Source organism: Nocardia nova, assembly GCF_002933465.1.
In the GTDB taxonomy this organism is placed as follows: Bacteria; Actinomycetota; Actinomycetes; order Mycobacteriales; family Mycobacteriaceae; genus Nocardia; species Nocardia nova_B.
The window spans coordinates 112,426-132,808 of record NZ_PSZE01000015.1; the positions used below are offsets into that span (position 1 = coordinate 112,426).

A 20,383-nucleotide genomic window follows, 5' to 3' on the forward strand; every position below is an offset into this window, starting at 1 on the left:
ATGGTAAACGACACCAAGGTCGCGGTGGTCACCGGTGCCGGACGTGGCATCGGCCGCTCCATCGCACTGCGTTTGGCCGCCGATGGATTCGATGTCGCGGGGACCTGGAACCGCAACGAGGCGGCGGCCGATACGACGGCGCAGTTGATCGAACAGTCGGGGCGACGGTGCCGCATGTACCGGGTGGACGCGGCCGACCAAGCCGCGACGGCGTCGTTCGCCGAATCGGTGCGAGCAGACTTCGGCCGGGCGGACGCCCTGATTCACAACGCGGGCATCGCCAGCCGGGGCAAATTCGTCGCCGACACCGATCCGGCCGAAGTGATCCGCGTCGTGTCCGTGCACGCACTCGGCGCGTTCTATCTGTGCGCCGCCCTGACACCGCTGCTGCGGGTGAACGAACGAAGCGCTGTAGTACTGATGTCCAGTGTCGCCACCACCAATCCGACAGCCGGCGGCGCGCCCTACATGATGGGCAAGGCCGCACTCGAGGCACTCGGCCGAACCTTGGAACTCGAAGAGCAGAAGCACGGTATCCGAGTCAACATCGTGGCTCCCGGGCTGGTCGCCACTGAGATGGGCGACCGCCTCGCGAATGCCGTGGCCGGGACCGAGGATGCCGCGAGCTTGGATGCCGGAATGCCGTTCGGCCGGGTCACGCGACCGGACGACGTCGCAAATCTGGTGTCGTTCCTGGTCTCCGAGCGGGCGGCCCAGATCTCCGGCCAGCGCATCGAAATCCACGGCGGCAGAGCGCAGGTCGCCCCCTGAGTCGTGGCCGAGGCAAGAGGCGCCGCCGGAGACGACCCTACCGATCAGATCGTGGGGTCGACCGCTCCGCGGGTCAGCACCGGTGCGCCGGCGAGCAGCGGGCCGAGGTCGGCGATGGCGCCCTCTCCGGCCCGCCACGCGCGATAGGCGGCGTCGTGTTCGGGTGAGGCCCAGGTCTCGATGAACCGCCAGCGGGTTTCGTCGGCGATGTCGATCACCACGTCCACGCCCTGACACCCCTCGTATGCCCGAGTCTCGGCGATCACCCGAGACATCACCTCACGCGCGGCGTCCAGCTTGTCCGGCGCGAACGCCAGCTCCAGAATTGCGATCAATGCCATGTTCTTTCCTCGACTCTCGATCTGTCCGCTTACCGCGAAACAGTGTAAGTCCGACCAGGATCCGAAACTCGGCCGAACCCACTCCTCCACGTCGCCCCGGGTCCGTGCGGCGCACCTCGACCATCGATATGCAGTGGCCGGACGGGCCCGGAACCCAGCTCCGGCTGCTCGGGCGCGCACGAGACCTGTTGACGCCCAGCGACGGTGGTGAACCGGTTGTGCTGGGCGAGGACGCCATGCGCGCCCGCGTCAATTCCGTGACGCGCACGATCGAGGATATCTAGGCGCACCCCGCCCGTACCTGCTACTCGACGATGTCGCGGGCGCCTCCCTCATCGCCGGACTCGCCTACTCGCGATGCGTGCGCTCGCGGAGGTTCCGATCCTGGTGCGCGCCCTGCGCGCAGACGGGCGTCACTGACCAGGCCGGACGGCGCCGCCCTCACGCTATGGCGATGCCCCGCAGGCAGAATCGCACCAGATGCTCGCGGTCGGCCGCGGTCGGCACGGTACCGCTGTCGTGATAGCGCGAGGTCATGCCGAGGACCAGCGTCTGCACGAACAGCGCGGTGCGCTCGTGGTCGGCAATTCCGGCATCGGCCAGGATGGTGGCGAGCAGCTCCAGGATGCGGGCGTAGCCCACGGGTTCGATCTCACTCTCGCCCCTGGCGACCTGCCCGACATTCCACAGAATCACCGCACTCAGTTCCGATAGCCGGGGATCCTCGATCTGCGCGAGCACGCCGTCGATCCATGCCCGCACCCGATCGCCAACGCCCCTACATTTCGACACACGATGTTCGAGGTAGCTGTGCAGCGTCAGCAGCCCCTGCTCATAGGTCGCTACGATGACGTCGTCTCGACTGCGAAAGTGCCGGTAGAACGCCTGATTCGTCATCCCGGCCGCGCGGACGATCTCGGCGACCGTGGGCACCTCGGTGCGCCCCTTGGCGAGCATGACCTCCTCGGTGGTCCGGATCAGTTTCTTCACTTCGTCGTCGTAGCGCGCCTGCCTGGCCGGATTCGCGACCCGGCGCAGATAGCGGCCGCCGGGCACAACCGATTCGGCGGCTTTCCGACTGCCGTCGGACACTTGTGGACTCCCTACTTTCAGAACTCTGGTTTGGGGAATGACGTTCTTACTTCAGCGACCGGTTCCCGCCGGTGCGATCACGGTAGGCCGCGGCCTTCGGTTCGATGGCGCGGGCGGCACTCTCCAGCGCGGTGATCAGTTCCTTCGCTTCGGCGTCGGGCAGGTCCGCGAAGAGCGTGAGCAACGTGGGCGTGGCGTCCAACTCCGGGGAATCGGCGAGCAATTTCACCAGTGCGGGTGTGCCTTTCACGAGGCTGCGCCGACGATCGCCGGGATCCGTCCCGATTTCCAGGAGTCCTCGCCCGGACAGTTCGGCAACCACCGTGGAGACCCGGCTCTGCGCGAATCCGGAGCGACGGGCGATTTCGCCGACCGTCAGCCCGTCCTGCACCCGCAGACAGTCGAGGACGGCCACCTCGGTACCGGTCAGGGAGTTGTCCACGGCCAAATGCATCGAAGTCAGCGCGGCATTCGACAACGCCCGCCCCAGCCGACGCAGCTCCGACAGATCCATGCGCCCAGTATCCCAAATCGATAGGTGACAACTTACATCTGCCATGATACATCTCTAGTGATGCATTATTCCTGCTCCCTCTCGTATCAGGAGTTCACGTGACCGATCCGCTGACCGCCCGGCTCACAGCCGCTATCGCCGCCCCGGCGTCCGACGACGCGTTCGATCCGGTCGCGGAGCTCGCGAACGTGCTCGGCCCGCTCGGGATGTCGGCCACCGACGCCGGCGGGTCGCTGACCTTCCACGGCGCCGATCCGATCGTCCCGAGCACTCTGCGTCTGGGCGGGGCGGCCGCGATCGCCCTGGCGGCCAAATCGGTGGCGGTAGCGAAGTTGTGGCGGCTGCGGGGCGGCAACGAACAGGACATTACCGTCGACCTGCGCTCGGCGCCCCGGCGGCTGTGCCCGATGTATGAGAAGAAATGGGAACTGCTCGGCGGATATCCCCCGCGGATGAATGCGATCGCCGGCAACGGGCTGAGCCTCACCTTCCACCGGACCGCCGACGACCGATGGATGATGCCGGTCAATCTGTATCCCAAACTGAACGTCGCGGCGCAGCGACTGCTCGGGACCCCCGACGACCGATCGGCGGTGTCCGCGGCCGTGGCCCGATGGAAGGCGAGCGAACTCGAGGACGCCGCCGAAGAAGCCGGCGTGGTCATCCCCATGGTGCGCAGCGCCACCGAGTTCCTGGACGAATCCCAGTACCGCGAGGTCCTGGCCGCGATGCCGCTGATCGAGATCACCAAGATCGGCGACAGCGCCCCCGAGCCGTTGCCTGCGGGGGTTTCCGATCCGCTCCAGGGAATTCGCGCACTGGGGATGGGGCACGTCATCGCCGGCGCCGGGGCCGGACGGGCCCTGGCACTGCACGGCGCCGACGTGTTGAATCTGTGGCGCCCCAACGAAATCGAGCACGACGCCACCTATTACACGGCCAACGTCGGCATGCGTTCGTCGACCGTCGACCCCTACTCGGCGGACGGCTCCGCGCGGATCCGGTCGCTGCTCGCCGACGCCGACGTGTTCTTCGCGAACCGGCGCCCCGGCTACCTCGAGAAGATCGGCCTGTCCGCGGCAGAGGCCGCGCAGGTGCGGCCCGGCATCGTGCACGCCACGGTGTCACTGCACGGCGAGCACGGCCCGTGGGCGCAGCGTATCGGGTTCGACCAGGTGGCCGGCGCCGTCAGCGGAATGATGGAACTCGAAGGCGCCGACGGGAAGCCCGCATTGCCACCGATCGGGGTGGTCAACGACTACATCGTGTCCTGGCTGCTGGCGGCGGGGGTGACCGAGGCGTTGATGCGCCGCGCCCGGCACGGCGGAAGCTACCGCGTCCACGTGTCGCTGACCCGTGTCGCGCTCTGGGTCCTCGGGCTCGGCATCTTCGACCAGGACTATGCCCGGCACACCGCGGGCACCGGCGAACTCCACGCCTATCTGCCGCCGCAGACCTTCACCGCGGACACCCCGCTGGGGCCCTATCAAGGGGTCACCGACCAGGTGGTGATGTCACGGACGCCCGGCCGCTACCGGACGGTCCTGGTGCCCCGCGGATCGAGTCGCCCCGAATGGCTACCACGTAACCTCGCGAACTGAAAGTCGTTGACATGAAAGAACATTCCGTACGGATAGCGAACTTCTCCGGGTATCTGGGCGACCGCTTCACCGCCCTGAGCGAGGCGCTGGCCGGTGATCCGGTCGACGTCCTGGTCGGCGACTATCTGGCCGAGATCACGATGGCCGGCGTCTCCGCCGGATTCACCTCCGACCCGAAAGCCCTCGGCGACTTCTTCGCCAAATACTTTCTCGACCAACTCCGCCCGCACCTGCGCATCATCGAGGAACGCGGCATCAAGGTGGTCGTCAACGCCGGTGCGTTCAATCCCGCCGGACTGGCCGAGGCCGTGCGCGCCGATATCGACTCCGCTGGAACACATCTCACCGTTGCGCACGTCGACGGCGACGATCTGCTCGACCGGCTCGACGAACTCCGCGACGCCGGGCACCAGCTCGGCCATCTCGATACCGGGGAGCCGTTCACCGCGCACGGCGAAAATCCGCTGGCGGCCAACGCCTATCTCGGCGGCTGGGGCATCACCGCCGCACTCGCCGGCGGGGCCGATATCGTCATCTGCGGACGCGTCACCGACGCCTCCCTGGTCCTCGGACCGGCGGCCTGGTGGCACGAATGGGCGTCCGACGCGTGGGACGAGCTCGCGGGCGCGGTGGTGGCCGGTCACATCATCGAGTGCGGCGCGCAGGCCGTCGGCGGGAACTTCGCGGGTTTCACCGCACTGCCGCGATTCCTCGCCCCGGGCTTCCCGATCGCCGAAATCGCCGGCGACGGAAGCAGTGTCATCACCAAGCACAGCACCGACGAGGGAGCGGTCACCGTCGACACTGTCACCGCGCAGCTCGTCTACGAGATCCAGGGTCCCCTGTACCTCAATCCCGATGTCACCGTCCATCTCGACACCGTCGAACTCGAACAACTCGGGCCGGACCGGGTGCGGGTGCACTCCGCGGTAGGTTCTCCCCCGCCGCCGACCACCAAGGTATCGATCTTCACGCCGGGCGGGTACCGGATCGCGATCAACACCTATCTCACCGGGCTGGACATCGATGCCAAATTCGAGCTGTTGGCAGCCCAGCTCGAGGACTTGGCCGCAGACACCGAGATCGACGACCTCGCGGTATCGCGCCTGGGCCGGCCCGAAACCGATCCGCAGAATCAGGACGCCGCGACCGTATGCGTCCGGATCGCCGCCACCGCGCCCACCCGTGAGCCACTGTTGCACCTCCAGCGATCGTTCGGCGCCCTGGGCCTCAGCAGTTTTCCCGGATACATGGGTGGGGACACCAGCGGTCCGAAACCGATCATCGAGTACTGGCCGGGCCTGCTCCCCCAAGAGGCAGTACCGCACCGAGTCGTCTTCGCCGACGGCGACCAGCAGACCATCGCGCCGCCGGCGAAGACCGAACCGTTCACCGGCCAGCCGGTCCACGAGGAACCCGGCAGCTATGAGCCGGGACCGACCGAGCGAGCGCCCTTGGGGCGCATCGCCTTCGCGCGCAGCGGCGACAAGGGCGGCAACAGCAATGTCGGAATCTGGACCGACGACCCGCACGCCTGGCCGTGGTTGCGCTCGCTGCTGACCACCGAGCGCCTGACCGAATTGCTGCCCGAGACCGCCGCCGCAGGCGCACTGCGGCACGAGTTTCCGCACCTGCGGGCCGTCCATTTCGTCCTACCCGGACTCCTGGGCCGCGGCGGCTCGAGCAACCTGCGGCTCGACAGCATCGGAAAAGCGGTCAGTGAGTACCTACGCGCGCGTGTGGTCGATATCCCCGTCGAACTGCTCGAACCGCGGTGACCTCTTCCGAGCGCTTCGGGTAGCTCGAACGCACGCACGGAGTTTTCCCACAGCATGGCCACCGGAACCAGACCCCGATCGGGGATCACGTCGATATCGGCGGGCCCCCGAGCGGGGCGCCGTCGCTTTCGGGGCGACGGCGCGATCGGACAGATCGATCCCAAACGCGAGTTCGCCGTCAACTCGAAGATCCGACTACCTGATTACCTACCGAAGGGTTGCATGACGAGGCACTAGGAGTCGGCCCGCCTGGTCGGCGCGGCTCGGTCCGAGTCGTCGTGCGTGTCGCTTTCGTTGCGGGTAGGTCAGAAAGTCGGCTGCTGCGGGCGGAGTCGCACATACCCGCCGGCATCGACGCGCATCTGCATACCAGTGACATAGCGGGACGCGTCCGAGAGCAGGAACAGCACCATCTCCGAAATGTCCTCGGGTTCGACGAAGGGCACATTCATCGGGCTCATCAAGGAAAATCCGGGCAGCGCGTCCTCGAGCGTCGGATGATCCAGATCCGGACGGAACTGCCGGTACATCACCTCGCTCTTGAGCATATTCGTGTTGCAGTTCGTCGGATGCACCGCGTTGGCCCGAATCCCCTTGGGGCCGAGAACAATTGCGAGATCATTGATGAAGGATGCGACCATCCGCTTGGCCAGCGAGTACCCCAGGCCGCCTGTGCCGTACGCGGGATTGGCCGCGGTACCGTTCATCATCGCCGCCAAGCTGCCGATGGCGACGATCGAGCCGCCGGCGCTCACGTGTGGCAGCGCCGCCTCGATGGCGTTGACGACACCGTTGAAGTCCACTGTGAACCCGTCCATGAACGCCTGTGGATCATCCGAGCCGAGCGGACAGATACCCGCGTTGGCCACGACACCGTCGATCTTGCCGAACGCTGCCACACCCTCCTCGACGGCCTTCGCGAGCGCCTGCCGATCGCGCACATCGGCGATCGTGGTGAGCATCCGGCCGCCGGCCGCGCCGACCAGGCGCGCCGTCTCGGCCAGGTCATCCGGGGTCGCCAGCGCATAGTCGTTGGTCTTGACGTCCTCACAGATGTCGACGCCGATGATGTTGGCCCCCTCTGCGGCGAGCCGCACCGCATGCGAGCGGCCCTGACCGCGAGCGGCGCCGGTGATGAAGACGACTTTGTCTTGCACACGTCCCATGGGTTGTTGTCCTTCGTATCGGGTCGGTCGGTTGAGGATCAGCGGACGGCGATCGCCCGTTCGGGGCAGGCCGCGATGTTCTCGTCCAGAGGTTCGGTGACGTCCCGGTCGACCGGCACCGTGTAACCGAGATCGTCGATGTCGAACACCTCGGGGGCAACCGCATAGCAGCGGGCGTGACCGGAACATTCGGTGGTGTCGATGGCGAGTTTCATGGGCCTGCTTTCGAGAGCGGCGAAACGTACGAGAGGATTAGTAGGCCCGTCCGCCGACGCTAGATGAGACTTGAACGGAAGTCGAGTCTCGTGAGATCAGATTCTCCGCGCTCGATAGTAGCGCCAGACCTCCTCGTTGTCGAGACCTGTATTACATAGATAGATACGTTGCGATCACCGACACCGCCGAGTCACCCTGCGGATGGCGGATCCGGCCGCCTTCGACGACTGCACCCTGTCAACACCCGCCCGATGACGACGCCGTCCCGCGGCCGGCCCTATACAGCAGTCACGGTATTCACGCCGGCGGCAACTGACCTCGCAAGAGAAGGTAGGCCAGTACGCGCACGATCTCCTCGATCGGTTCGACTGCATCGATAACAAGCAAGATGCTCCATCAGTCCCACAGCCGGCAATACGGCAGTACGGGCAGATCGGAACTCACTTTGCCGTCCACCAGTACGTGTATTTCGGACGGCCATTTACCAATCGCCTCCGCGAAGTTCCGCCCCTGACTCAGGGTCGCGCGGAACTCCAGCAGCAACCCGTCGGCGAGCAAACGGACTCGGCATTGTTCGGCGCGGCGCCGATAGCCACGGTTTCCCGTTACACCCCTGTCGTCACGGCCGACCGCCTGTGCCGCTTCACGTTTCGAGACCATGTGGCGTCTTTCCGATCGATATTCGGCTACCCGCCCCCGAGTAATCCAACTAAGTATACTACGTGAGACCAGATTGCCAAAGACCTCCGATCCGACGCGAAACTCGCGCACGCGCCTACCCGACTGTCAGACCGGATCGAACTTGTCGATGAGCCAGCGTCCACCCTCGCGCACAAGACCGACGCGAACGCTGCTCGCCGAGTCCGCGGGCTGCGGGGAGTCGGCACTCGTCGTTCGCTGATTTACGAAGATGAGCACCGTCGCCTTGCCGTCATCGACGGTCACCGCGCCGACCGCCTGCACCGTCGCCGTCGTCGCTATCTTTTTCTGCTTCGATGCGGGCGCGACCACGTCGCCGGTGAATCTGGTGTAGTAGTCGCGGAAGTCGCCGGTCAACATGTCCTTGGCCTTCGCCAGATCGGCGTCCACGGTCGCGGGCTGGTAGGACAGGATCGATTCGGCGCCCTCGCGGGCGGCCTGTTCGACGGCGATGGTGTCGGCCCGTCGGTCACGGGCGTGCTGGGTCCGTACGAACAGTATCGACGAGGCGACCACGCCGAGAATCGTGACGAGCAGCAGCGCCGCGACCATCGTCCTGCGGCGCCATGCGCCGCGCCCGTGCCGGGTGCCGGTATCGGGCTCGGACACCGGCGCCTCGCGCAACGACGCTGTCCCGGAATCGGTTTCGGCTGCCACCTCGATCTCGGTATCGGTATCGGTATCGGACTGTGGTCCCGGCTTGGTATCCACTGCACTCATGGCACGAACTCCACATCTGTTACGAGCATCCGATCGGCGGTGCGGTGCACGGTCATTCGCAACCGCCAGGCCTGTGGATCCTGATTTCCGCCACCAGCGCCGCCGTCGACGTGAGTCGTTTTCACGTTCGCGGCGACGATGACGTGGGCGGTGTCGTGGTCCACCGACTCGATCCCGGCTTCGGTGATCTCCCCCTGTGAGGTCGACTTGGCCTGTTTGACCACGGCGACGAACGACGCGGATCGACTGGCGAAGTCGTCGTGGAACTTCCCTCCCGAACCATCCAATATCCGCTGCACATCCGAATCCGCGTTGTCCCATCGGATGGTGGTGAGGTTCAGGGCACCCTGACGGGCGGTGCTCAGATATGCGGCACGCTCGGAGTCGTCATGGTGCAGATCCGACAGATCCTTCCACTGCCACGCGGCCACGCCCACCACGACCAGCGGCACCGCGGCGGCCGCGGCCAGCGCAATCGTGCGAGGCCGAACGGCGCGAATTCGCTTGCCGGCATGGAGTATTCGCCGAGACAGCCGACGGCGTGCGGTGGACTGCTCCGCGCCGGATGGCGAGCTGGTCGTTTCGCCGGCGACGTCGTCGGCAACAGCAGCGGAATCCGCGGCAGTGGGCTCCGCCGTGCCGGCCGGCGCGCCGGTCACCGACCCGTCGGCGTCATCATCGTCTGCCATGTCTGCTCCTTCTGCGGGTGAGCGATCAGATCGGTCTGCGTGTAGGCACGTCCGTCCGGCCCGAGATAGCTGCCCGTGGCCGGGTCATACTCGGAGGTCGTCAGACTGCTGGGCTGAGTGCGCGCGCCGGAGGCGCCGGGCGGCGCTGCCGCACCGCTGTTTTCGGGAGCCGTCTGTCCGGTGGTGGAGTTCGGGTCTCCCAACCAGTTGCCGCCGCCGTTGAGCGGAACGTATTCCTCTGTGCTGTCGCACATTTCGACTGTCGGTGCGCGCTTGCCGGGGTTGTCCATACACGGGGTGTTACGCACTCCACGCACGGTGTTCTGCGCGTCCTGCGGAATCCGGCAATAGAAACTTCCCTGCGGCCGTTCCGGATAGTCGACGGCGGTCGGACTACGACGATCCGACGGTGGCAGAAAGCCGGTGGTGCACGGTGGCGGCTCGTTCAGGTTGAGATCGAAATCGAGAAACGCACCCGGCTGCCCGGTCCCCAGGTTGGGCACCACTGTCGCCGCGTGTACCGCCGTCCCCTGCGGCAACAACACCAGAATTTGCTCCAGGGAGGCGTTGTAGGTGATCGCCACCTTACCGATGCTGACCAGATTCGCCAGCAGCATCGGAAGAGTAGGGCGCAGTTGTTCCAGCAGCTGACGGGACTGGTCCAGGGCAGCCGGGGCGTCGGCGAGGACCGTGCGGACGTGTGCATCGTTCTCATCGAGCTGTCGGGTGATGTCGGCGAGGTTGCGACTCCAGGCCGCGATCGAATCCGAGGTCGCCGCTTGCGAATCCAGAACCGGCCCGGCATCGCGCAGCAGTTGGATCGTCGGCTCGGCCGCGGCCCTGGCGGCACCGCTCAGATGCGACAACGCTTCGATCAGGCGTCCGATGTCGGGTCCGGTCCCGTTGAATGCGAGGTAGCCCTCATCGAGCAGCGTCTGCAAATCCTGGCGCGGGATCGATTCCAGGCTCGCGCGGACGGTTTCGATCAGGGTCCCGATATCGGCGGGCACGCTGACCCGGTCGGCGGGAATCACATCGCCGTTGCGAAGCGGCCGCGATGCGCTGTTTCGCGGGAGCAGTTCGACATACTGTTCGCCGACCGCGGATCGGCTGTGCACCTGGGCATCGAGATCGGAGGGGATCCGCACATCCGACGACAGCGACAGCACCGCCTCGACACCGTGCTCGGCGACGGTGACCCGCTTCACCTTACCGACCTCGCTGCCCCGGTACTGCACATTCGAGGTGCCGTACAAGCCGCCGGTCACCGGCAGGCGCATGGTCACCTCGTAACGCCCGACGCCGAAGAACGTCGTCGGCAGCTGCATGTATTTCAGCGCCATCACACCGTCACCCACCACCGCGACGATGAGAAAGACGATCAGCTGGATCTTGATGCGACGAGTCAGATGCATGCTCAGGGCCCTCCGTGATACGGGAAAGTCAGCGGATTACCGCGCGTCGCGGGACTCGGCTTGACACCGACCGTGCGTCCGAGCACCGCCTCGAGTCCGGTCAGCCGGCCCTCCAACGGGGTCCCGACGAACAACGACGAATCGAGGCGACTCATGGTGAGGTCGATGATGCCGGTCAAATTCGCGTAGTCACCGCGAATCCACTTCGACAACGTCTCTTTCGGCCACGGATACGTCGCGAGGTAACTGAGCGAGCGGGTCATCGCCGGGCCCGCATCGGCCAGCGAGTCGAGTACCGGCACCAGGTTTTGCAGATTCTGTACCAGAGCGTCCTTGCTCTGGTTGACAGCGTCGGCCGCGATGGCGCTGAAGTTGCCGATGCCGACCACCGCATCGGCGATCTGGTGCCGTTGGTCCGCCAGGACGGCGAGCGCCTGCGGAATGGAGGTCAACGCGGTCTCCAGAACGGGCTTCTGCGCCGCGATCTGCCCGGTGAGACGGTCGAGACTCGCCGTGGCCGCGATGATGTCGTCACTCTGCTTCGTCAGATCCGCGAGGAATGTGTCCAGTTGCCCGAGCAGGCCGCGCACGTCGTTCTCACGTCCGGACAAGGCCTTGGCCAGGGTTTGATTGATCTCTTGCAGCTGTCCGAGACCACCGCCGTTCAACACGACCGACAGCGAGGCGAGCGTCTGTTCAGTCGTCGGATAGTCCCCGGCGTGATCGAGGGGAATCAGCGATCCCTGCTTCAATTCACCGGTGGGCGGCTCGCCGACCGGGGGTGCGAGCTCGATGTGCATGGATCCGAGCAAACTGGTCTGCCCGACCTTCGCGGTCGCGTTCGCCGGCAGATGAACGTCGCCGTTCAAGCGCATGGTCACCAACGCATGCCAGTCCTCGCGTTCGACTTTCGTCACGTTGCCGACCGTGACGTCGCCGACTCGAACGCGGCTGTTCTGCTGGACCGACACGACATCGGGCAATTGGGCCCGGATCTCGTAGGAACCCGGTCCACCACCCGCGGTGCCCGGCAAGGGCAGCGAATTCAATCCGCGCCAGCCGCAACCCGATACGGTCGTCATGACCACCGTCGCGAGCACACCCGTTACCAGAAGAACACCGCGATTGCGGGCAGTGGTACTCATCGGCCTCCTCCCGGATTGAGCAGACCCTCGATGCCCTGCGGCGTCGACGGCCGCAGCCGGTCCTCGCTGTAGTCGATCTCGTTCGGCCGTGCCGCGGCGCCCGTGATCGGGTTGGCACCGACCGGCGGGAAGTTGATCTCCAGATTCTTCAGCACCGGACCGAGGTATTGCGCGCACAACTTCGCCGCGTCCTCGGCATTCTTCTTCGACGCCGCTTGAATTGCGCCGCAAATGAATTCGATCGGATTGGAGAAATTGTTGAAGGCCAGGACGCCGGTCAGCGAGCCCTGCGCCGGGTGGTAGATATTCACAAAATTCTGAAATGCGGTGGGAGCGATGTGCAACAGCTGCTTCACGTCCCCTTCGCTGTCATGCAAGGCCTGCGTGATCGAGCCCAGATGTTGCGCCGAGATCGAGACGTTGTCGCGGTTGTCGCGCACGAAGGATTCGATATCGGTGAGCGCGGTCTGCAGGTCCTGCGTCGCAGTGCCGATCGAGTTCGGTTGCTTGTCGAGCAGCTGTGTCACATCTGCCAAATCGGTGTTCAACCGGGCCATCAGGTCACTACTGCCCGACAGCGCCGACACGAATACCTGCAGGTTGCGCACCGTGGAAAAGATGTCGGTGCTCTTGTCACCCAGGATGGACATCGCATTCGACAGCTGGGTCAGCGTCGTGTTGATATCGGCGCCGTTGCCGCGCAGGTTGCCCGCCACACTGGACATGAACTGCCCGAGCGAACTGTCCTGCTGTCCCGGTGGCGGGCTGAGGGCACCGGTCAGCTTCTGGAGTTGGGCTCGGAAGTCGTCCCATTCCACCGGCACCGCGGTCCGATTCTCCGGAATCACCGCACCGTCCGCCAAGACCGGCCCGGCGGTATAGGCCGGCACCAGCTGGATGGCTCGGGCCGAAACGAGCGAGGGCGAGATGATCGCGGCTTTCGCGTCCGCGGGCACCTTCTGCGCGGAATCATAGGAAAAGGTGATCTTCGACCGCGTCGGCTCCGCCTCGATCCTGTCGACCTTTCCGACCGCGACGCCCAGGATGCGCACGTCGTCACCGACATAGATGCCGTTCGACGACGGGAAATAGGCCACGACCGTGTTCTTGTGCAGCTCGGTGACGGCGCGGACGACCACCACCGAGACCGCGACCAGAACAGCGACCGCACCGATGACGCCGACGATTGTCATTCTCCGGGACATCTCGATCACCTTCCTGGCTGCGGCGCGGGCGGAAGCGGCAGGCCGGGAATCGCGGGTAGCTGCAGACCGGGCAGTGCTGGCAGGGCCGGCGGGGCCGGTGCTGGGGCCGGGTCAGGACGCTTGGCTTCAGGAGGCAGTTGGGAGGGCAGCAGCTGGTCGGGGTTGAGCCCCATATCGCCGAATGCCGCTTGGACGAACGGCTGCAAGAATTGCCCCGGAAGCAGATTTTGGAGATACGCCTTGAAAAACGGCCCGGATCCCACGGATTCGCCGAGCGACATCGCATAGGAGTCGAGCCGCGTCAGCGAGGTCTGGATCTCCTTCTTGTGCCGATCGAGAATATCCAGCACCGTATTGACCTTCTCGAGCGCGGGGCCGAGTTCCTTCCGATTGTCGGCGACCAATCCGGAGATTTGCCGAGACACCTCGGACACGTCGGCCATCAGATGTTCCAATGCCTGATCCTGCGATCGCAGCTCGGTCAGCAGCGTGTTCGCGTCGATGATCAGGGTGCCGATCTGCTTGCTGCGTTCGGAAAGCACGGAGGTCACCTGCTGTGCGTTGCCGAGTAGATTGCGCAGATTGTCGTCGCGCTGATTGAGCACTGTCGAGAGCCGGGTCACGCCGTCGAGCGCCTGCTTCAGATCGGCGGGGGTATCGTGCAGCGTTTGGGACAGCGTGCCCAGGGCATCGGAAAGCTTCCCGGTATCCAGACCGCTGATCGTGGTGGTGAGATCACCGATGGCATCGGGCAATTGGTAGGGCGAGGTGGTGCGCGACAGCGGAATGGTGGTGTGCAGGTGTCCCTGGCCGCGTGGTGTGACCGCCAGTTGTTTCGCACCGAGGACCGTCTCGGTTTTGATCGCCGCCTCGGTCGTTTCGCCCAGCCGAATGTCCTTGTCCATTCGGAACGAGACCCGCACCCGGTTGCCGTCCAGCCGCACGCCGGTGACCTTGCCGACCGAATAGCCGCTGACCTGAACCTTGTTGCCCGTTTTCAGCCCTCCCGCTTCGGCGAAATACGCCGAGTATTCGGTGGTGTGGGAAAAGCCCGGAACTTTGTCGTATTCGAGTGCAGCGACCATCAGGCCGAGGGTGACTGCACAGCCGATGGCACCGACTACCAATGGATTTCGTTCGGAGAAATGTTTCATTCCGGCTTGCACCGTCCCGTGTCCTGCCCGACGACCTTGATGTACATCGGATTTCCGTTGGGTCCGTTGACTTTCAGGGCCACGTCGCAGAGATAGAAGCTGAAGAAGTCGCCGTAGAGCCCCTGGCGTCCCAAGATCTTGTAGGCATCGGGCAACGTCGCGATCAGGTTCTCGAAGTAGTCGCGGTCGTTGTCGACGAGCGTCGCGACCCGGTCGGACTGAGCGACGGTGTCGTGCAGCGGCGGGCGGGCATCCGACAGCAGACTCCCGACACCCGCTGCCGCGCTGTCGATGGCGCCGACGGCGTTGCCGATCTCCGAGGATCTGCCCGCCAATCCGGAGACAAGCTGCTGCAGTTTGTCGACGGCGAGGTCGAATTGCTGATTGTGCCCGGCCAGGGTCGCGAGCACCGTATCGAGATTGGTGATGACCGACCCGATCAGCTCGCCACGATCGGCAAGGGTGCTGGTCAGCTCGGCCAGGTGTCGCAGGATCGCCGCGATGGTGCCGCCTTGGCCTTGGAAGACCGCGATCAGCTCGCTGGTGAGATCGTTGACCTGAGCCGGATCCAAGGCCCGGAACAGCGGACGGAACCCGCCGATCAGAGCGTCGAGATCGAGGGCGGGTGAGGTGTGCGCGGCCGGGATCTGCGCACCCGCGGTCAACCGCGTCGTGGGGCCGGCGCCCTCGGTGAGTGCGAGATACCGGTCACCGATAAGGTTTTCGTAGCGTACCGCCGCCTGCGTGCTCGCGGTGATCGGGACAGACTTGTCCACGCCGAATCGTATGACCACCGAGTTGTCGTCGCGCAGGTCGATCGCCTCCACCCGCCCCACCTCGACACCGGCGACTCGGACGAAATCCCCGGTCTTCAGGCCGGAGATATTGGTGAACACCGCGCGGTAGCTGCTCAGACTCTCGAACCGCCATTGACCGAACACGGCGGTGATCGCGAACAGCCCGCACGCGCACACCAGGAAGAACACCCCGAAATACACCAGGGGGCCGCGTAATTGCCGGTTCACCGTTGACCTCCTCGTGCCAATCCGAACAGGTAATCGACCACGGAGGGAGTGCCCAGGCCCGGGTGGGTGGCGAGGTCGCCCGGGTTCGCACCCCACCCGGTGTCGGTGATCAGCTGCTTCACCGGGTAGTTCTTGCTGGGGTCGGGCAGTGAACCACAACTGGGTTTGCCACCGGGGCCGCCCTTCGCATTGACCTTCGGAAGATTTTCCGGGTACCGGTAGGGGTTGGACCCCGCGAGCAATCCCGTGTCTAGTTCGACGGAATATCCGTTATGGCCACCGGTCGCCGCGTACCCACCGTGATCGAGGAACCATTTGGCGCCCTCGAGCAGACAGGTGTAGGTCGGATCGTATTTGTGCAGGAGCGCGGTCGTGGGTTGCAGAATGTTCACCGCTTCGATCAGGGAGTCCTTGGTGGGGCCGAGAAGCTCCGTCCCCGTGGTCGCGAATCCGATGGTGGACAACAACACCTTGTCCACACTGCTGCGCTGGGTGGCGATTGTGTCCGCGGTCGTGGATCCGTGCGCCAGCAGGTGAAGAATGTCCGGCATGGCATCGGAATAGGCATCCGAAGCCCCCCGCAACGACTGCAGATCGTGGCGAAGTGTCGGAAGTTCGGGGTTGACGGAGGCCAGGAACGCATTCGAGTCCGATAACGCGGCGCCCAGCTGGTCGCCTCGTCCACGCAGCCCGGTGGCGAACGCGCTCAGAATCGCGTTGAGTTCGGCTGGGTCGACCGTGGTGAGCACCGTGTTCAAATCTTCGAAGACCGTATTGACCTCCGTGGTCACATTTTCGGCCCGCAGTACCGCACCTGCGGAAAGCCTTGCGGTAGAAGCACTTTCGGGATCGATCAGGTCGACGTATTTGGCACCGAAGACGGTGGTCGGTTTGATCTCGGCGCGGATGTTGGCAGGTATCCGCCGCACCGCGTCGCCGGACAATTTCAATTCCAGCGAGGCGTGGCCGGCGGCGTCGACGTCGATCGCCCCCACCTGCCCCACCTCGACCCCGCGCAGCTTCACCTTGGCGCCGCGCTCCATCACCAGGCCGGAACGGTCGGACTGCAATCGAACCACGACATAGCGGTGCTGACTGCCCGTGAAGAAGAAGACGGTCGCCCAGATCAGCCCGCCGACCACCAGGACCGAGAGCAGCGACCACCAGCCGGGCCGGACACCGCCGCGCGGTGCCGGATCGAAGAATACGGTCGCGAGTGTCGATCGACCGCTGTGCTGAGAGTTGTTTCGCATCCGCTATCCCGAGAGATTGAAATTGCCGGCGTTGCCGTAGACGGACAGCGAGATCATCAGCGTGACGGACACGGCGGCGACCAGCGACATTCGGACCGCCCGTCCGACCGCCTCGCCGACGCCTGCCGGACCACCGTGCGCGGTATAGCCGTAGTAGGTGTGAATGAGCATCACGACCAGCGCCATCGCTATCGCCTGGAAGAACGACCACAGCAGGTCCGTCGGGCGCAGGAAGGTCCAGAAGTAGTGGTCGTAGACACCGGCGGACTGGCCGTAGACGACAGTGGTGCCCAATCGGGCGGCGAAGAAAGACATGATGACCGCCACCGCATACAGCGGCATGACGACGATCATGCCCGCCACGACGCGAGTCGACGCCAGGTAGGTGATCGAGGGGATTCCCATGACCTCCAACGCGTCGATCTCCTCCGAGATCCGCATGGAGCCGATCTGCGCCGTCGCACCCGCGCCGATCGTCGCCGCCAGGCCGATGCCGGCAACCACCGGCGAGACGATCCGCACATTCAGAAATGCCGACAGAAATCCGGTCAGGGCCTCGACTCCGATGTTGGACAGCGAGTTGTAGCCCTGCACGGCGATCAGCGCTCCCGCCGACAGGGTGAGAAAGCCGACGATGACCACGGTGCCGCCGATGATCGCGAGAGCACCTGTGCCCAAGCTCATTTCGGCGAGCAACCGCATGATCTCCTTGCCGTAGGACCGCACCGCATGCGATGTGGAAACTACGGCCCGCCCGTAGAACGCGGCCTGCTCGCCGAGGCGATTCCATGTCTGTATCCGTGCTCGCAGGAATCTCACCGGGCGCGGATATCGCGCCGCCATCACTTCGACCATCACACCCTCACATCGTGGCTTTCACACCGACCGCGGTGACGATCACATTCACGACGAACAACGCCATGAAAGTGAAGACCACGGTCTCGTTGACGGCGTCGCCGACGCCCTTGGCTCCCCCTTTGACCGTCAAGCCCTTGTAGCACGCGATCAGGCCCGCGGAGAGCCCGAACAAGGTGGCCTTGACAATCGAGATCACGACTTCGTCGATTCCGGTCACCAGGGTCAAACCCGAGACGAACGCCCCCGGGGTGACGTGCTGGACGAAGACGGAGAAGGCGAACGCACCCAACAGTCCGACCACCGCGACCATGCTGTTCAGCAGCAGCGCCACCAACATGGCGGCGAGGACCCGGGGCAGCACCAGGCGCTGGACCGGGTCGATGCCCATCGTCTTCATCGCATCGATTTCTTCCCTGATGGTCCGTGCCCCCAGATCGGCACACACCGCCGTGGCTCCCGCTCCGGCGACGACGAGCACGGTCACCATCGGCCCGATCTGAGAGACCGCACCCAATCCCGCTCCAGCACCGGACATATCGGCGGCACCGAGTTCGACGAGCAGAATATTGATGATGAATACCGTCAGCACCGTGAACGGGATCGACAGCATCAACGCGGGCATGATCGACACGCGCGCGATGAACCAGCACTGACGAATGAATTCACCTGCCGCGAAAGGCCTTTTCGCGATGGCCACCGCGGTGTCCAGCGTCATCGCGAAGAACCCGCCCAGTGCGTGGACCGGAGTTGCAGCATACGGCAGGATCACGGTTCTTTCCTTCACGAGAGGTCGTGGCCGAGGTAGTCATTGGATAGGGCTCGATGTGACGTCCCACATACTTTGTCCGCGGAGACGTTACCTCAAATTTCAGAAAACGTGCAATACCTAGTTCACTAAGTTTGCGTTCACGCTGGTGTATGGAATCGCGCCCTGGAAACCAGATCAAGTGTCCAAATATCTTGCCCGAGAGATAATTACGAGTTTTCTCCCGAATTTAATGGATCAATATTATCTATATTCGATGCTCATAGCACCAACGATGACCGCACGGAATCGATGACGGCGCGGCCCACCGGTGGCACTCCGATGGCAGCATTGTCATGCATTCGGGCTATTGACCACGGGCACCGCCGGCACGCTCGATCGCCGGCGAGCCGATGGGGCTCGCCGGCGATTCACTTGGCGCACAATAGTGTTGAGACACTGAGGAAGGCCGCGTCGCTATTCGATTCCGCCGTCGGCCGTGCACGGCATTTCTCGCTATCGGGTCGGCCTCACAGTGGGAGGCTCGAACCGACCCGAGCGCCGGGGGTGAAGGTGATCGGCAGTTTAATGAATCCGTTCACCACACCGATCGAGGGATAGGGCTCCGCGTCGCCCACAACGTAATCCGGCATTCGCCGCAGTATTTCTTCGATCACGATCCGGGCCTCCGACCGCGCGAAGTGGGATCCGAGGCAGCGATGGATACCCAGGCCGAACGCCTGATGCTTGTTGGGGAAGCGATCGAGGACCAGCTCGTCGGGATCATCGAACGCCTCGGGATCGAAGTTCGCCGACGACCAGGACACAAATACCCGCTCGCCCGCATCGATCTTCTGATCGCCGACGGTGCACGATCGCGTCGCCGTGCGCGCCAGTCCGGCGACCGGCGAGAAGTACCGCAGGAACTCCTCGATCGCCTTCGGGAGTAGATCGGGGTCCGAACGCAGCAGGTCACGCTTTTCCGGATGGTGGTACAGCCATTCCATCGCGTTGCCGATCAAACTCCCCGTCGTATCGACACCACCGAAGATCACCAGCGTGATGATCTCCATCAGCCGGTCGTCCGGCAGTGTCTGCCCGTCGACTTCGGCCTGCACCAGATAGGAGATCAGATCGTCGGTGGGTTCGGCCCGGCGCTGAGCAACGACTTCGGTGACCTGGCCGAGAATGGTCAGAAGATTGGTCATCGCGGTCAGATACTCGGGCGTGTCGGGCGCCGCATGAATGAGCGAATGCGTCACCTCGGAAAAGGCCTGCCAGCCATCGAGCGGCAGCCCCAGCAGCGCCATGGTGAAGATGGCCGGCACCGGCGAGGCGATATCGAGAACCAGGTCGCCCTGGCCCGATTCGATGATCGAATCGATGCAGTGGGCGGTGGCCTCCCGCACGAACGGCTCCCACTTCTTGGCCTCCGCAGGTGAGAACCGGCTGGTCAGGAGCTTGCGGTACGCGAAGAACTCCGGCGGGTCCATTTCGATCGGAACCTGCCGCATCGGACTCACCGGGATGGTGGTCGCGTGATGGGAGCCGTCGGGTAGCTCGTAATACGACGAGAAGGTCTCGTCGTCACGTACGACGCCGGCAACATCGGCGTACCGGCTGACGACCCAGTACCCGTCGTGCGCATCGGTATGAGCGACGGGGCATCGGTCGCGGAGCTCGGCGTTGATCTCGCGCCAATTCCTGGCGTATTCGGGTGAATGATGATCGAAAGACACATCGGTCATGGGGAACCTCTCCGAGGGTTGCGATCGGACGACGCCGGAGCGCGTCAGCGGGTGATCTCGATGGCTTGCTCCGGACACGTCGTGACTGCCGTCTCCGCGGCAGCCGCCTGCTCGTCCGGCACGAACCTGTCCGCGGCTATCGCGTATCCGTGTTCGTCCAGTTCGAACAGATCGGGCGCCGTGGCGGCACACAATGCATGCCCCTGACAGCGCTGGGGATCGACGTTGACCCGCACACTTCCTCCTTC

The 20,383-nt window shown here is 64.7% G+C and carries 22 protein-coding genes; 4 read left to right on the forward strand and 18 right to left on the reverse strand.

Annotated features, from left to right (window positions below):
* Positions 1-771, forward strand: coding sequence for an SDR family NAD(P)-dependent oxidoreductase (locus C5E41_RS19135; protein ID WP_104377213.1), 771 nt, complete (start codon positions 1-3; stop codon positions 769-771).
* Between the two features lie 44 nt (positions 772-815).
* Here C5E41_RS19135 and C5E41_RS19140 read toward each other — a convergent pair whose 3' ends face one another.
* On the reverse strand, positions 816-1,112 hold the full coding sequence (locus C5E41_RS19140) for a putative quinol monooxygenase (protein WP_104377174.1): 297 nt from the start codon (positions 1,110-1,112) through the stop codon (positions 816-818).
* 104 nt (positions 1,113-1,216) lie between these two features.
* On the opposite strand from C5E41_RS19140, the gene C5E41_RS19145 reads away from it, so the two are divergent.
* Positions 1,217-1,396 (forward strand): hypothetical protein, encoded by a 180-nt coding sequence (locus C5E41_RS19145; RefSeq protein WP_104377175.1) that lies wholly within the window; start codon positions 1,217-1,219, stop codon positions 1,394-1,396.
* A gap of 157 nt (positions 1,397-1,553) precedes the next feature.
* Here the strand turns inward: C5E41_RS19145 and C5E41_RS19150 are convergent, their stop codons facing one another.
* Positions 1,554-2,204, reverse strand: a complete 651-nt coding sequence (locus C5E41_RS19150) for a TetR/AcrR family transcriptional regulator (RefSeq protein ID WP_104377176.1) — start codon at positions 2,202-2,204, stop codon at positions 1,554-1,556.
* A gap of 46 nt (positions 2,205-2,250) precedes the next feature.
* Positions 2,251-2,718: a MarR family winged helix-turn-helix transcriptional regulator gene (locus tag C5E41_RS19155; protein WP_181063309.1), complete on the reverse strand. Its 468-nt coding sequence runs from the start codon at positions 2,716-2,718 to the stop codon at positions 2,251-2,253.
* Between the two features lie 98 nt (positions 2,719-2,816).
* Here C5E41_RS19155 and C5E41_RS19160 point away from each other — a divergent pair, with 98 nt between their 5' ends.
* The gene (locus tag C5E41_RS19160) at positions 2,817-4,319 is read left to right on the forward strand and encodes a CoA transferase (protein ID WP_181063310.1); all 1,503 of its coding nucleotides are present in this window, start codon (positions 2,817-2,819) and stop codon (positions 4,317-4,319) included.
* Positions 4,320-4,330: 11 nt separating this feature from the next.
* On the forward strand, positions 4,331-6,097 hold the full coding sequence (locus C5E41_RS19165; protein ID WP_104377178.1) for an acyclic terpene utilization AtuA family protein: 1,767 nt from the start codon (positions 4,331-4,333) through the stop codon (positions 6,095-6,097).
* 305 nt (positions 6,098-6,402) lie between these two features.
* Here C5E41_RS19165 and C5E41_RS19170 read toward each other — a convergent pair whose 3' ends face one another.
* From C5E41_RS19170 to C5E41_RS19240, 15 genes are all read right to left on the reverse strand, one after another.
* Positions 6,403-7,263 (reverse strand): mycofactocin-coupled SDR family oxidoreductase, encoded by an 861-nt coding sequence (locus C5E41_RS19170; protein WP_104377179.1) that lies wholly within the window; start codon positions 7,261-7,263, stop codon positions 6,403-6,405.
* 38 nt (positions 7,264-7,301) lie between these two features.
* Positions 7,302-7,478, reverse strand: coding sequence for a ferredoxin (locus tag C5E41_RS19175; RefSeq protein WP_104377180.1), 177 nt, complete (start codon positions 7,476-7,478; stop codon positions 7,302-7,304).
* A 397-nt stretch (positions 7,479-7,875) separates the two neighbouring features.
* Positions 7,876-8,139, reverse strand: a complete 264-nt coding sequence (locus C5E41_RS19180; RefSeq protein WP_104377181.1) for a hypothetical protein — start codon at positions 8,137-8,139, stop codon at positions 7,876-7,878.
* A 126-nt stretch (positions 8,140-8,265) separates the two neighbouring features.
* Complete coding sequence (locus C5E41_RS19185) at positions 8,266-8,898, reverse strand: hypothetical protein (protein ID WP_104377182.1); 633 nt, start codon at positions 8,896-8,898, stop codon at positions 8,266-8,268.
* Complete coding sequence (locus C5E41_RS19190) at positions 8,895-9,587, reverse strand: hypothetical protein (RefSeq protein WP_104377183.1); 693 nt, start codon at positions 9,585-9,587, stop codon at positions 8,895-8,897. Before C5E41_RS19190 ends, C5E41_RS19185 begins: the two co-directional genes overlap by 4 nt.
* The gene (locus C5E41_RS19195) at positions 9,554-11,002 is read right to left on the reverse strand and encodes an MCE family protein (RefSeq protein ID WP_104377184.1); all 1,449 of its coding nucleotides are present in this window, start codon (positions 11,000-11,002) and stop codon (positions 9,554-9,556) included. The genes C5E41_RS19190 and C5E41_RS19195 overlap by 34 nt, the downstream gene beginning before the upstream one ends.
* A gap of 2 nt (positions 11,003-11,004) precedes the next feature.
* The gene (locus C5E41_RS19200) at positions 11,005-12,147 is read right to left on the reverse strand and encodes an MCE family protein (RefSeq protein ID WP_181063311.1); all 1,143 of its coding nucleotides are present in this window, start codon (positions 12,145-12,147) and stop codon (positions 11,005-11,007) included.
* Positions 12,144-13,352 carry an MCE family protein gene (locus C5E41_RS19205; protein WP_146097603.1) on the reverse strand — a complete coding sequence of 403 codons (1,209 nt, stop codon included), beginning with the start codon at positions 13,350-13,352 and terminating at the stop codon, positions 12,144-12,146. The genes C5E41_RS19200 and C5E41_RS19205 overlap by 4 nt, the downstream gene beginning before the upstream one ends.
* Positions 13,353-13,357: 5 nt before the next feature.
* Positions 13,358-14,506, reverse strand: coding sequence for an MCE family protein (locus C5E41_RS19210; RefSeq protein WP_146097604.1), 1,149 nt, complete (start codon positions 14,504-14,506; stop codon positions 13,358-13,360).
* Positions 14,503-15,531, reverse strand: a complete 1,029-nt coding sequence (locus C5E41_RS19215; protein WP_104377187.1) for an MCE family protein — start codon at positions 15,529-15,531, stop codon at positions 14,503-14,505. Before C5E41_RS19215 ends, C5E41_RS19210 begins: the two co-directional genes overlap by 4 nt.
* On the reverse strand, positions 15,528-16,784 hold the full coding sequence (locus tag C5E41_RS19220) for an MCE family protein (RefSeq protein ID WP_104377188.1): 1,257 nt from the start codon (positions 16,782-16,784) through the stop codon (positions 15,528-15,530). The genes C5E41_RS19215 and C5E41_RS19220 overlap by 4 nt, the downstream gene beginning before the upstream one ends.
* Positions 16,785-16,787: 3 nt before the next feature.
* Positions 16,788-17,639: an ABC transporter permease gene (locus C5E41_RS19225; RefSeq protein WP_104377189.1), complete on the reverse strand. Its 852-nt coding sequence runs from the start codon at positions 17,637-17,639 to the stop codon at positions 16,788-16,790.
* Between the two features lie 7 nt (positions 17,640-17,646).
* The gene (locus tag C5E41_RS19230; RefSeq protein ID WP_104377216.1) at positions 17,647-18,357 is read right to left on the reverse strand and encodes an MlaE family ABC transporter permease; all 711 of its coding nucleotides are present in this window, start codon (positions 18,355-18,357) and stop codon (positions 17,647-17,649) included.
* 560 nt (positions 18,358-18,917) lie between these two features.
* Positions 18,918-20,135: a cytochrome P450 gene (locus C5E41_RS19235; RefSeq protein WP_104377190.1), complete on the reverse strand. Its 1,218-nt coding sequence runs from the start codon at positions 20,133-20,135 to the stop codon at positions 18,918-18,920.
* Positions 20,136-20,179: 44 nt separating this feature from the next.
* Entirely contained in the window at positions 20,180-20,371 is a 192-nt protein-coding gene (locus tag C5E41_RS19240) for a ferredoxin (protein WP_104377191.1), read from the reverse strand.
* Between the last annotated feature and the right edge of the window lie 12 nt (positions 20,372-20,383).